Source organism: Acinetobacter sp. P1332, from assembly GCF_044057475.1.
In the GTDB taxonomy this organism is placed as follows: Bacteria; Pseudomonadota; Gammaproteobacteria; order Pseudomonadales; family Moraxellaceae; genus Acinetobacter; species Acinetobacter johnsonii.
The window spans coordinates 2,700,709-2,712,833 of record NZ_CP171157.1 but is presented as its reverse complement, the minus strand read 5'-3'; the positions used below and the strand labels follow the sequence as shown (position 1 = coordinate 2,712,833).

The window sequence follows — 12,125 nt, the reverse complement described above, 5'->3', positions numbered from 1 at the left end:
TTTCTTAATTCAAAACGGAATTATTGTTGGCTTCATCTATTAGTTCCTTTAATAACTCTACACTTGCCATTTTGTAGTGTGGATTAGCACCAGTAAGTTTGTTATCAACTATTTTTCTTTCGTAATTAGCAAGGATTAAATTTAGGTCGTAACCACTAAGTTTAAGTAGGTTTATTAAAGCGCCTAAAGTTACCTCGGTTACATCTGATTCTTCTAGTTTCATAAAGTTCACCATTATTTGTTGTTTAATATATATTCTTTTAGTTATTTACAGTCAACATACCATCCCAACTAAAATAATCCCTCGTCAAACTTCCTCGACTCATCGACCAGCCACGGTTCGGCAATTTACATGGTCCTATCGCAAGCTTCTTATCTCCAAACCTCTCCTTAACTCCTTCCATTGCAAGCTGTAGCTTTTCATTTCGTTCGATGGATTCAATATCACTGAGTAAGTCAGGAATATATGCCGCTTTATTCTCGATACACGTTAAAATCACGCCGCATTTTTTAAACTCAACACCTTCTTGAAACAGTTCACTCATTTGCTTCATCACTGCTTTATTCATGACTGCAGCAGAGTCTGTTGGCTCGGCAAAGCCCACACTGATGGATTTCTTATAAAACGGCTTATTCTTATCAAATGGATTGGACTCAGCAAAAGCAATTACACAGCCACACAAGCTTTTGTCTTCACGTAGACGTTTAACTGCTGACTGCAGGTAATCGCTCATCGCCTCAGACAAAGATTCTTTATCCGTTACACGTTGACCAAATGACCTTGATGAGATGATTTGTTTTTTAGCGGGTGGAGCATGCTCAATTTCAATGCAGGAAATACCTTGCAACTCGGCTACGGTCTTGGCCATAACAATGGAAAAGAGGCTTTTCATATTGCGCGGCTCAGTTCGTGTAAGATCCTGAACGGTATGCACACCCATGGCATGTAGTTTCTTACTGTGCTGTCGACCGACTCCCCAAACCTCAGAGACATCGATCAAACTAAAAAAGTAATCCTTATGTTTTGGGTCCATGGATACCAAATTGCAGACACCCGAAAAGCGTTTGGCTTTCTTGGCCATATGGTTGGCAATTTTGGCTTCGGTCTTACTTCGACCAATTCCGACTGATACAGGCAAGCCGATCCATTTAGAGATACGCTCACGCATGTCTTGTGCGTATTCAGTTAAGTCGAATTTATACTCATATGCAGTGAGATCTAGAAAGCATTCATCGATCGAATAGATCTCATGTTCTCCTGGTGCAACATATTCGGCAAGGATGCTGTGAAAGCGCTTTGACATCTCTGCATAGACTTTGTAGTTGCTCGAAAGCACTTCTACATTATGCTTTTCAACAATGTCTTTAATTTGGAATAGGGGCACACCCATTTTAATCCCAAGATCTTTAGCTTCCTGTGAACGTGCAACTGCACAGCCGTCATTGTTTGAAAGCACAATCACTGGTCTATTATTCAACTTTGGATTGAATACACGCTCACAACTGACGTAACAATTGTTCACGTCAATTAAGGCATAGATCTTATTTTCGCTTCTCATCTGAAGCTCTTTAGAACGCGGGTGACAACACCCCAAATAATGAACTCTTGTCCTTCACTGAAATGAATGTCGTCATAGTCTGGATTTTCAGCTTTTAGCCAACACACTCCATTTTCCTCACACATGAGACGCTTTACGGTGAACTCATTATCAACCAATGCAATCACGATATCCCAATGCTTTGCCTCAAGGCTACGATCGACAATCAACTCATCGCCAATATCGATACCAATATTGATGAGTGACAGTGAATTAACTCGGACAATGAATGTCGCGGCTGGATTCTTTATCAGGTGCTCATTTAGGTCTAGGGTCTTATCAACATGATCTTGTGCAGGGGAAGGGAAGCCCGCTTGAACGCGCTCTGTCGCTAAGGGGATAGCCATATGCGTGACTGGGTCAACCTGGCGTATGTGATCGATTTCGGGATCAGCTTTAGCCTTCTTTAGAAAGGCTTTGATTTCTAAAACAGAAGAATTGGGCACACGGATGAGCGTGGTCAATTCTGAGCGTTTTCGCCCCGCACCGGGTCTCACACCACCATGGTTCTTGATATCGTTCATAGCCAAACTTGATTTCTGTAACAGATTTCAAGATTGTAGATTTCGGTCAAAATAAATTCAAATTTAAAAGCTGTGGATAATCAACGGGCCTTCAAATTAAACTAGGTTGAACGCCATTTTCGGATAAGCGGGATTTAGGGAAGGTGATGTACTCATCTTGCATTTCAAAGAAGAACTCATGCGCCTCTTTAAAGCTGCAATATAGAAAGTGAAAATACCGCCAAATTTTCATAATTTCATGCCGTCAAAACGGTCAATCTTTTCTATATTTTCGATAATTGTTTTGCAGGAATTTTGCATTTATTTTGCAGGCACTTTTACAAACTATAGAAAAAACATAAAGATAACGTTATTTTTCAGCCTTTTATTGATATTTGTTATGTATCGATATTAAAAAAGCCCTTAATTATAGAAGGGCTTTTTTATTAAAAATTTCTATAGCTTTCTTTGTGGTAAATATACTTAAGTTGCTGGATTGCTATGAAACTCCCAATGGAAAGTGGTATCATAAAAACTAGAAGCAAAATCAGCTTGGCAACAAACAAGTGCTCAAAAATATATTGTTCAAGGTTTGGGTATATGAAATATGCCGCACTAAATACAGTAGGTGTAATTTTAAATAACGCATAAGAAATAATAGCACCAAATGCTGCAATCCCTAATGCTTGAGCTTTCCCACTTAAAAAGCAATTAGCAACCCAAACAAAAAAACGAATTATAAGATCCATAGAAACTCCTTTATATTTATAGGTATATAATTGTCGATTATAAAATATTCAAGTCAAATTGTATAAAATTTATCTAATCTACAAAGACATCTGAACCATTTACAGAATGCCTAGTTGAAATGAATAAGGTCTTGACAGGTTTTTTGACAGACTGACGTGTAAAACAGTCATATTCTATTAGAAATTAAAAGTGCAAGCCCTTGTATTCAAAAGGTCTGAGTTTGATTGAGTTTTATTGTGTTTGATGTTTGCGGGTTCAACTCCCGCCACCTCCACCAAATTCTTAAATTTATATGAAGTTACATAACTAAATATGACTAAAAAAGCCTTAAACATCAGTGTTTAAGGCTTTTTTTATGCATATACATAAATAGCCACGAATATGTATAGTCTTGTATTGTTTGTATGGTGCCGTGTATATTTTGAGTTGTAATGAAATCACCATACAAGGCTTTAACTATGAAAAGAGTCGATATAAAAAAATATCCTTTATCTGATACTACTCTTGCAAGTTTAGAACCTGAAGAAAAAGAGTATCGTGTTAGAGATAGCAATAATCTATATTTCACTGTTCATAGTAAAGGAAACAAACGCTGGGAATTAAGATATAAAAGACCAAGCGATGGTAAATGGACATGGTTGGGTTTGGGAGGATATCCGTCAGTCGGGGGAAGACTTGCAAGAAAAAATGCTGAAGAAATGAGAAAATTAATTTCAGAGGGGATAGATCCAAAAATTGATAGAGAAAATAAAAAGCAAGCCGGTTTATTAAGCAACTCATTCACATTTGAACAATTAGCTATAGAATTTTGTTTAACTAAAACATGGACAGAGGCAACTAGAGTTAGAAATGAAGGCGCATTAAAAAACCATATTTATCCAATCATGGGAAAACTGGATTATAGAAAAATAACAAAAAAGGCATGGTTAGAGTTATTTCAAGCGATTCAAAAAAAATTACACCCTAAAACAAAAAAACCTATTGTTGAAATGGGTAAAAGGCTATGTACATTATGCAGAGAGATTTATGATTTTGCAGAAGTTACAGGTCGTATAGATTACAATCCAGTCACTGGTATTACAAAATTTTTGGACAAACATGAAAAGCAAAATATGCCACATGTTTCAGAAAAAGAGATGCCAGAATTATTGAAAAAAATAAGAGCATATCCAAATCGAATGACGGCTATTGGATTAGAATTGAGTGTTATGTTAGGTACCCGTCCATCAGAAATGAGGCAAGCTGTATGGGAAGAATTTGATTTTCAGGAAAATCTATGGTCTATCCCCGCACATAGAATGAAAAAAAGAAAAGAGCATATTATCCCTTTACCACTGCAAGCCTTATCACTTCTTAACGAGCTAAAAATAATCACTAGTGATTCTTTATTCTTGTTTCCTAGCAGAAGTACCAAGAAACAACCCATTTCCAATAATACATTTAATAAAGCCTTAAAGTCATTAGGTTATCAAGGACGCCAGACTCCGCATGGGTTTCGGCATATTTTAAGTACTACTCTGAGAGAAAAAGGCTTTAGAAAAGAATATGTTGAGACTGCCTTAGCTCATGCTGTTGGTGGAGTTGAAGGCGTTTATAATAAAGCTGGCAGAGTAAAACTTGAAGTGCGACATAAACCACCTAATTAATTTAAAGGGTTTATGGAGTATATAAAATTGTCATACCATCATCTTAACTTTGAAGATCGTACTGCATTAATGCTTGAGTCAAGAAAAGAAGGCTTTTCAGCCAGAAAATTTGCTGAACTCATTAAAAGACATCCTAGTACGATCTATCGTGAGCTTAAAAGAAATAGCATCAATGACGTTTATCAAGCTCGATATGCTTCTGATAACACCTTCGCTAGACGTAGACGTGGTCACAGAAAACTCAAAATCGATTCAATCCTCTGGAAATTTATTGTTGAAGCGATCCGTTGTTTATGGTCTCCTCAGCAAATAGCAAAGCGTTTAAAGACATTTCCTGATTTGGATCAAACAATGAATGTAAGCCATACAACGATTTATTCAACGATACGAGCATTACCCAAGGGTGAGTTGAAAAAAGACTTATTATCCTGTCTGCGTCATGAAAATAAAAAGCGAAAAGCTAACGGTGAACCTAAAAAAGATTCTATATTACAGGATATTAAAACTATTCATGAGCGCCCAGCCGAAGTTCAAGAAAGAAAAATACCGGGTCATTGGGAAGCTGATTTAATTAAAGGTAAAGACAATAAAAGTTCGATAGCAACACTTATTGAACGAAATACACGGCTCTGTATCTTGGCAACATTACCTGATGCAAAGGCAGAATCAGTGCGCAAGGCTTTAACTGAAGCTCTGAAATATTTACCTGCAGAACTGCGTAAAACGTTGACCTATGACCGTGGACGCGAGATGTCAGAACATAAAATACTCGAAGAAGATTTAGGCATAGATGTATATTTCTGTGACCCACATTCACCTTGGCAAAAAGGCACATGCGAAAATATGAATGGTTTAATTAGGCAATATTTACCTAAAGGGATTGATTTAAATCAGGCAGATCAGCATTATTTAAATCAAGTTGCCATGTCACTGAATACTCGTCCTAGAAAGGCGTTAGATTGGCTTACACCATTAGAGAAATTTGCTCAGCTTGTTGATTATCATATGGCTTTTGAAACTGTCGCACCTCATGTTTGAATTCGCCGCTCTTTATTTGAAACAAAGAACTAAAATGATGCAAATTTGGGCAGATTATTTGGATGCATTAATAAATAATCAACATTTTAATTTTGATACTGAGCAATTTGATGTCATCGATAATTTAAATACTTTGACTTCTGACAAAGTTAAGGTATCTCAATTAAAATTATTTATTCTTGATATGTTGAAAGATGAAAATGATTTAGCATCTTAGAGCGACGTGATCTATTTGTCTAAAATCTTATTGGCGCTATATCTACTCTAGTTTTACATTCTGAATTCTATGGTCTAATATGATCTAAATTGTCTAAGCTCAAATTGAGCATTAGACAATTTAGACTTCATTAGATATTACAATCTACGGTCAAAGCCTTACCATGTATATATTTTAGTTGTTTTAGGCAATTTAGATGTTCTCAAGAGCTTTATTAGTCAATGAGATATATTCTTTTTTTCCGATTTCTTCAATATTGATATAATCAGCTTCGATTAAGTATTTTAGGGCTGCATCTCTTAATTGAGCAGTTTTTACTTTCCTAACATTTTGATTAATGCTAGATTTTAAAATTACTTTATTTCCACGTTTATATTGCTCTTTAATCCAAGAGAATAGTATCTCACTATCTGTTTTTTCACCCTTATTATAATATATTAGCCATTGATTTAGAGAATACTTACATATATCAATAGCATTTCTCATGATTTTGGCATCAATTATATTTTTAGATTCAAAAAAAGAAAGAATAGCCGCAACTCTTAAAACATATTGTTTTGTTCGTTTTGCATTTGCTTGAATAGAATAATATAAACCATCTTTTTGAGATTCAAAATTAATATAATTTTCATATTCAATATGAATATCATCAGCTTCGTCATTTTTCATAATAACTTGTCTTTTAGCTGTATCAATAGCTAAATTTATTGGGTCAAGCAGTTCCCGACATAAGCTCCAATACATATTTATATCATTATCATCATAAGACTTTAATTTACGATTATTTTTTGTGATTTCCTTAAAAGGCAATGATTCAGGTGCAGCAAATAAAAATCTTGCAAAAAAACCTTGTTTTTTACACATTTCATTTTCAAGAGATGGTCGTGCAACGACGTCTTGAACCGCTATATCCAAACAAAAGCGTTTATTCATAACAAGAGTACTATCATCACCCCCTAAATTTGTAGTTACTGATCCTCGATCAACTAAATCTGTTAATGTGCTTAAAGCATCTGATTTCGTATCACTTTGCAAAGAATAACCGCCAAACAAATAACCGCCTTCGCCCGTGCTCCAAATAAAACTCGAAGAAGGGCTAATACTCATATGCTTTAATACACCTTGCGTGGTTGCTCTTACAAAAATTGATTGAGGACTAATCGGACGTTCACCTTTGTTTTTTTGATGTGCTATTTTCCATGCGATTATTTCTTCATTATAATTTTGCATATTCGTATTATCGACTTCGATTGCAATTTTTGCAGCATCATCTTTACATACATCTTTTCCTTCACCTGAAGCAAAAACTGTCAATACAGCTAGACTTGCCGGCTGTCCACTTTCTTTTTTATCGCTTGGCGCATTAATAAATTTTTGTGCGATAAATGACATTTGAGCTAAATATGTTTGAGCTGCGACTGCAACAGGAACATGATGATAAAAAGCAGATTTTTGAATCGCATTAGCAATTATTTTTGGAAAGGCATAAATTGGATATTCTTCAAATTTTTCAATCAATTGGTCTTTAGATAATTCAGATAAAAGAATATTACTCATTTTAATATTCCTCTCTTTCAGATTTTTTTAACTCAAGCCACTCCTGTAGCTCTTTAATATCAAAATATGCATGAGCTTGACGTTCTTTTGAAAATTTTATAGGTCGAGGAAATGATGGATCTTTCTGTTGTAACTTTGTCAGACCATCACGTGTAAGACTCAATAATTCGCAGACTTCTTTTTTTGTCTTTAGCATTTCAATTCTCATGTAAAAAGTAGATACATGCATTTTTATAAATAATCAAAAAAAGAGTAATGCTCTTAAACCCACAAAAAAAACAGGCATAGATAACCTTGACATAGTGCAAGAAAAACTATAAGCAATTTTTGGTTTTTATATATTCCCTTTCTTCAATATTATTTTCTTTCGTTGTAAACTGTAATGTATAGCTAGTATTTGAAATATTTTTATTAGAATTTTTAAGGATATTATTCAATTGAGTATCATCCATCTGTTTATCGAATATTAGAGAAACCAGCTCGCAAATAATTTCATTGGGAATTTCTATTTTATTTCCAGATTCAAAAATATTCCTTAACTCCCTAACAAAATAATTAATATTTATGTTTTTTTCTTTTGGATTTAATTCTCTTTTACTTTCATACATATTTTTTACATCTTGATAGTAATTTTCAAAAATTTTCTCAAAAACTACAAGGGATTTTATTTTGTCGCCTATTTCCAAGTTGAGTAATTCCTCTTCTTTATCAAAATCATTAGGTGCAATAATATTTAATATCTCTCCTAAATTTTTTATTGCTCTATCATTAAACCAAAACTCAAAATCATAAAGTTCTTCTGCATTATCTATAAAACTTTTAAAAACGACTTCTAGCTTTTTTATTTTTTTATTAATAATTTCTTCTTCATTCTTAATTCTATTAATAAAGTATTCAGATGAATTATTACAAATAGTTAATATCTTAATTAGATCAGCCACACAAAGCTCACTCTCCTTAAAATAATCAAAAAAAACTATATTACTGAATATTCTGTGCAATAGTTCAATATTCTCACTAATGCTAATTATTTTTTCAGCCCCAATTTTCTTTAAATAAATCAATAAAATATCAGGTTTTTTAAAATAGTTTTCAACTAGATAAATTTTTAACTTATTGTTATATTCATTTAACTTTATAATATTATCTTTATGTTGATCACTAATTATTTCAGGTGGTGTCAATAACTTTTCCAGTTCACCATTTTTCATAATATCGCCCTTTAACTTATAAATTAGAGAAACCCTTATTGTTAAGTATGAAAACTACTCAGCTGTAAATTCATCTTGCTTACCAACATGTTTAACACTTTGATGATTTAAACAACAAAAAAAGTAGTTACTGATATAAAGAAGGGGATGGCAGTACTCGTCATAAATCTCATTGTTTTTACATTAAAATCAACCGAGTATTTTTGTGAATATCTTTTATATTTCAATGTGAAATACAGACTTGATATAAAACAAGCGATTAGAAAACTTATCATCATGACCATTCGGTAATAGTCAATGGATAGGTCTGTTCCTACTGTAAATTTTTGAAATTGGTAATAGTTGCTTCCTGTCAGAAATGTACAACATAGCAAACCCAAACCTATTGAGCGATATTCTGTATTTTTATCCTGATCTTTGTATAAAACCTTGGTAATCATCATGCTTAAAGTAAGAAAAAGTGGGATCAAAATAACTATAAAACTGACAAGTAAATTTCTAAATAACCAAGATTTAATATCTGGATCATTTCTAAATTGATAGATATTCAAAAATGGGAAAAAGACCACTGGAAAGAAATACACATAGGACAGCTTGAAAGAATCCATATTTTTAATCATGAGTGATCACGGTTCCTGCTATATAGTCTAATTTCACTGCTTACTCTCTGGAAATAAAGTCACATTTTGAAGTGTATTATTTAATTAAAACCAGTATAAAACTTCTCAATCAACTGGCGTGTCTTGACCAGCAAATTGCTAAACACGTTCTCCCGCTCAAACAGCTTAACCTTATAGTTTGGTAAGTCCTTCAACTCTTCTTTACGTGGTAGGCGTTTGGTGAACTCATAATGCTCCAGAACCTGCTTCATGGCTTCTGGTTTCAGGTTTTCTTCTTTACAAAGATGCTGATAGGCCTGTTCTTTTTCAGCATCCCAGAATTCAGAAAAAGCCGTTTGGACGCTCTGCCCATTGATCATCTTCGGCATGTTTTCTTCAATGAATTTTTGAATGAGGTCTTGCTTATCGTGCAAGCTAATATCGCTACTGATTAAATCGTAAATTTGCGCTTGGTACTTCTTACGCTTGTCCTCTGAGTCTGTATCAACAACAAGCTGTAGCAGGTTGATGATATAACCAACATTAATGCGATCACTATGCAGTAAATCCAGTTGAAAATCGACATCATCCAGTACCGATACTTTGTCTCTCTTGGTGGTTTTTCTAACGGCACGACATAGGTCAGCATACTTAGAGGCGAAGTTTGCAAAGTGCTGCTTATCAAGTTGTGTTTGGTCTTGATCGTATTCAATAAAAGTTTGTAATTGCGCGTTATAGCGCATCACTTCACGGAAAGCTTTAATAAATTCGAGTTGCAGTTCTTCAGTGACAAGATCATCGACTGATTGGTAATTGGGCGTTAAGGCAAACAATTTGCTCACCGCTGCTTGGTAATCCTGTTCGATTTCCGCATAGCTGGGAACAAGTACAATCTTGGTCGTTTCTTTATTGGAAAATAGCGCCAGTGCTTCATCTGTGGCGCGTTTCAGGTTGCGGAAACAGATGATATTGCCAAATGGTTTTTTATCGTTATAGACACGGTTGGTGCGTGAGAATGCTTGAATCAAGCCATGATATTTTAGGTTTTTATCGACATACAAGGTATTTAGCGGCTTAGAGTCAAAGCCCGTGAGGAACATATTGACCACGATTAGAATATCTATCTGTCTGTTTTTTACGCGCTGTGCAATGTCGCGGTAGTACGCATAAAATTGATCACCAGAATTGTAGTTGGTTTTAAACTGTCGATTGTAATTCGCAATGTAGCGATCCAGCTTATCCCGACTGGATGAATTGACCTGACTTGGAATATCTGCGGCTTCTTCGTGAATCAAGCCAGTTAAGTCATCAGTCGGTACAGCCTCATTTGCAGCATAGGAAAAGATGGTGGCAATGGTCAACGGTTTAAATATCCGACCTTGTGCTTCATCTTCAATTTGCTTATCAGCCTGCACTTTTTCAAAGATGTCGTAATATTGGGTCAGTGTTTCGACCGAACTGACACAGAACATCGCGGTAAATTCACGATTACGGGTTTTGGTATCGTGAATATTGACAATGTAGCGGGCAATCATTTCTAAGCGTTGCGGATTGTCATACAGTTCTTTGGTATCAATGCCTTCTACATCTTCCTCATAACTGTCATTCGTCGCCATGCCTTTGGCGGTGTATTTGCCACGATAATCAATTTGGAACTGCAATACGTTACGGTCGCGGATCGCATCGACAATCACGTATTTATGCAAACACGCATTAAACAGGTAATCTGTGGTGAGTTTTAAACCTGCTTTGCTTTGGCTGTTCTTTTCAAAAATAGGCGTACCAGTAAAACCAAACATTTGGGCATTGCTGAAGAATTTTTTGATGTTCTGATGAGTCTCACCAAATTGACTGCGATGACATTCATCAAAGATAAAAACCACTTTTTTATTTTTAAGATAATCAATCGATTCTAAATAACGGTCGGTGCTGATGGCTCGATTGAGTTTTTGGATGGTGGTCACAATCAGTTTGTCATGACGTTGATCCAGCTGTTTCACCAAGGTCGATGTGTTATCGGTGCTGTCCACGCTGTCGGCTTTAAAAGCATTAAATTCGCGTGAGGTTTGCGTATCGAGGTCGTTACGATCCACCACAAACATGACTTTTTCCACATCAGGCATTTGCATGATGATCTGACTGGCTTTAAATGAGGTCAGGGTTTTGCCTGAACCTGTAGTATGCCAGATATAGCCGTTCTGATCGGAGTTTTGCACATGCTCCACAATTTTCTGTACCGCATAAATCTGATAGGGACGCAGCACCATCAGGCTTTTGGTGGTTTCTAGCAGCACCATGTACTGGGTCAGCATTTGGGTCAGATGCTGATGATTGAAAAAATCTTCGGCAAAGTCGACAATTTCATTGATGTGTTTGTTATGGACATCGGCCCAGGGAAAGGCAAACTCGATGCCTGTGGTGCCGTTGGAGTAATAACGGGTATTGGCACCATTACTAATCACAAAAAGCTGAATAAAACCAAACAGCCCTTGCCCTGCCCAATAGGCTTCACGAATATAGCGTTGGGTTTGATTAAAGGCTTCGGCAATTTCCATGCCGCGTTTTTTCAGCTCGATCTGTACCAAAGGCAGACCATTGACCAGTAAAGTCACATCAAAACGGCTGGTACGGCCGTTATAGTCGCGGTGGTCAATCGTAATTTGATTGGTCACCTGATAGATGTTTTTGCTTGGGTCATCAGACAGGAAAAAGATGTGTTTGCTTGTACCATCATCAAATTTGACCGGGAAAAGATCACGCAGATTCTTGGCCCGTTCAAATACTGTGCCCGTATTTAAAAAACTGATGACCTGTTTCCATTCCGTTTCTGACAGGGGCGCAAGTCCATTGGCGCGTTCGACTTGGGTTTTGAGGTTAGACAGTAGTTGGCTTTCATCCTTGAGCGTGACTGAGGCATAACCCAGTTGTTTGAGCTGGCCAATCAGTTCATTTTCAAGTTGGTATTCGCTTTGTGCTGTCATTTCACCCTCTAATCTTTTAAATTAT

The 12,125-nt window shown here is 35.8% G+C and carries 11 protein-coding genes; 3 read left to right on the top strand and 8 right to left on the bottom strand.

Annotated features, from left to right (window positions below; translation table 11 throughout):
- Positions 1 to 4: 4 nt before the first annotated feature.
- The 4 genes from ACFN7Z_RS13270 to ACFN7Z_RS13255 all read right to left on the bottom strand — a co-directional run bounded on the left by ACFN7Z_RS13270 (position 5) and on the right by ACFN7Z_RS13255 (position 2,850).
- Positions 5 to 223 carry a hypothetical protein gene (locus tag ACFN7Z_RS13270; RefSeq protein WP_279687471.1) on the bottom strand — a complete coding sequence of 73 codons (219 nt, stop codon included), beginning with the start codon at positions 221 to 223 and terminating at the stop codon, positions 5 to 7.
- Between the two features lie 37 nt (positions 224 to 260).
- Positions 261 to 1,559: a Y-family DNA polymerase gene (locus tag ACFN7Z_RS13265; RefSeq protein WP_395441935.1), complete on the bottom strand. Its 1,299-nt coding sequence runs from the start codon at positions 1,557 to 1,559 to the stop codon at positions 261 to 263.
- Positions 1,556 to 2,122 (bottom strand): LexA family protein, encoded by a 567-nt coding sequence (locus ACFN7Z_RS13260; protein WP_395441933.1) that lies wholly within the window; start codon positions 2,120 to 2,122, stop codon positions 1,556 to 1,558. The genes ACFN7Z_RS13265 and ACFN7Z_RS13260 overlap by 4 nt, the downstream gene beginning before the upstream one ends.
- Positions 2,123 to 2,547: 425 nt before the next feature.
- Positions 2,548 to 2,850, bottom strand: a complete 303-nt coding sequence (locus ACFN7Z_RS13255; protein ID WP_395441931.1) for a hypothetical protein — start codon at positions 2,848 to 2,850, stop codon at positions 2,548 to 2,550.
- A 432-nt stretch (positions 2,851 to 3,282) separates the two neighbouring features.
- Between ACFN7Z_RS13255 and ACFN7Z_RS13250 the strand changes: the two genes are divergently transcribed.
- From ACFN7Z_RS13250 to ACFN7Z_RS13240, 3 genes are all read left to right on the top strand, one after another.
- Positions 3,283 to 4,497, top strand: a complete 1,215-nt coding sequence (locus ACFN7Z_RS13250) for a tyrosine-type recombinase/integrase (protein WP_395441929.1) — start codon at positions 3,283 to 3,285, stop codon at positions 4,495 to 4,497.
- 69 nt (positions 4,498 to 4,566) lie between these two features.
- The gene (locus ACFN7Z_RS13245; RefSeq protein WP_005804963.1) at positions 4,567 to 5,535 is read left to right on the top strand and encodes an IS30 family transposase; all 969 of its coding nucleotides are present in this window, start codon (positions 4,567 to 4,569) and stop codon (positions 5,533 to 5,535) included.
- Positions 5,536 to 5,569: 34 nt separating this feature from the next.
- A complete protein-coding gene (locus ACFN7Z_RS13240; RefSeq protein WP_395441927.1) occupies positions 5,570 to 5,752 on the top strand; it encodes a hypothetical protein in 183 nt (60 codons plus the stop codon).
- 192 nt (positions 5,753 to 5,944) lie between these two features.
- Here the strand turns inward: ACFN7Z_RS13240 and ACFN7Z_RS13235 are convergent, their stop codons facing one another.
- The 4 genes from ACFN7Z_RS13235 to ACFN7Z_RS13220 form a co-directional block, all read right to left on the bottom strand.
- Positions 5,945 to 7,309: a DUF3987 domain-containing protein gene (locus ACFN7Z_RS13235; protein ID WP_058952287.1), complete on the bottom strand. Its 1,365-nt coding sequence runs from the start codon at positions 7,307 to 7,309 to the stop codon at positions 5,945 to 5,947.
- Position 7,310: 1 nt separating this feature from the next.
- Positions 7,311 to 7,505, bottom strand: coding sequence for an AlpA family transcriptional regulator (locus ACFN7Z_RS13230; RefSeq protein ID WP_002047799.1), 195 nt, complete (start codon positions 7,503 to 7,505; stop codon positions 7,311 to 7,313).
- A gap of 118 nt (positions 7,506 to 7,623) precedes the next feature.
- Positions 7,624 to 8,520 carry a hypothetical protein gene (locus ACFN7Z_RS13225; RefSeq protein WP_058952286.1) on the bottom strand — a complete coding sequence of 299 codons (897 nt, stop codon included), beginning with the start codon at positions 8,518 to 8,520 and terminating at the stop codon, positions 7,624 to 7,626.
- A gap of 700 nt (positions 8,521 to 9,220) precedes the next feature.
- The gene (locus tag ACFN7Z_RS13220) at positions 9,221 to 12,100 is read right to left on the bottom strand and encodes a type I restriction endonuclease subunit R (protein WP_395441923.1); all 2,880 of its coding nucleotides are present in this window, start codon (positions 12,098 to 12,100) and stop codon (positions 9,221 to 9,223) included.
- Positions 12,101 to 12,125: the final 25 nt, after the last annotated feature.

What these genes read in the sequence shown, in the direction of transcription:
- ACFN7Z_RS13245 (WP_005804963.1), top strand. Translation starts at nt 4,567, where the DNA reads ATGCTTGAGTCAAGAAAAGAAGGCTTTTCAGCCAGAAAATTTGCTGAA.
- ACFN7Z_RS13270 (WP_279687471.1), bottom strand. Translation starts at nt 223, where the DNA reads ATGAAACTAGAAGAATCAGATGTAACCGAGGTAACTTTAGGCGCTTTA.
- ACFN7Z_RS13235 (WP_058952287.1), bottom strand. Translation starts at nt 7,309, where the DNA reads ATGAGTAATATTCTTTTATCTGAATTATCTAAAGACCAATTGATTGAA.
- ACFN7Z_RS13250 (WP_395441929.1), top strand. Translation starts at nt 3,283, where the DNA reads ATGAAATCACCATACAAGGCTTTAACTATGAAAAGAGTCGATATAAAA.
- ACFN7Z_RS13225 (WP_058952286.1), bottom strand. Translation starts at nt 8,520, where the DNA reads ATGAAAAATGGTGAACTGGAAAAGTTATTGACACCACCTGAAATAATT.
- ACFN7Z_RS13220 (WP_395441923.1), bottom strand. Translation starts at nt 12,100, where the DNA reads ATGACAGCACAAAGCGAATACCAACTTGAAAATGAACTGATTGGCCAG.
- ACFN7Z_RS13255 (WP_395441931.1), bottom strand. Translation starts at nt 2,850, where the DNA reads ATGGATCTTATAATTCGTTTTTTTGTTTGGGTTGCTAATTGCTTTTTA.
- ACFN7Z_RS13265 (WP_395441935.1), bottom strand. Translation starts at nt 1,559, where the DNA reads ATGAGAAGCGAAAATAAGATCTATGCCTTAATTGACGTGAACAATTGT.
- ACFN7Z_RS13240 (WP_395441927.1), top strand. Translation starts at nt 5,570, where the DNA reads ATGATGCAAATTTGGGCAGATTATTTGGATGCATTAATAAATAATCAA.
- ACFN7Z_RS13260 (WP_395441933.1), bottom strand. Translation starts at nt 2,122, where the DNA reads ATGAACGATATCAAGAACCATGGTGGTGTGAGACCCGGTGCGGGGCGA.
- ACFN7Z_RS13230 (WP_002047799.1), bottom strand. Translation starts at nt 7,505, where the DNA reads ATGCTAAAGACAAAAAAAGAAGTCTGCGAATTATTGAGTCTTACACGT.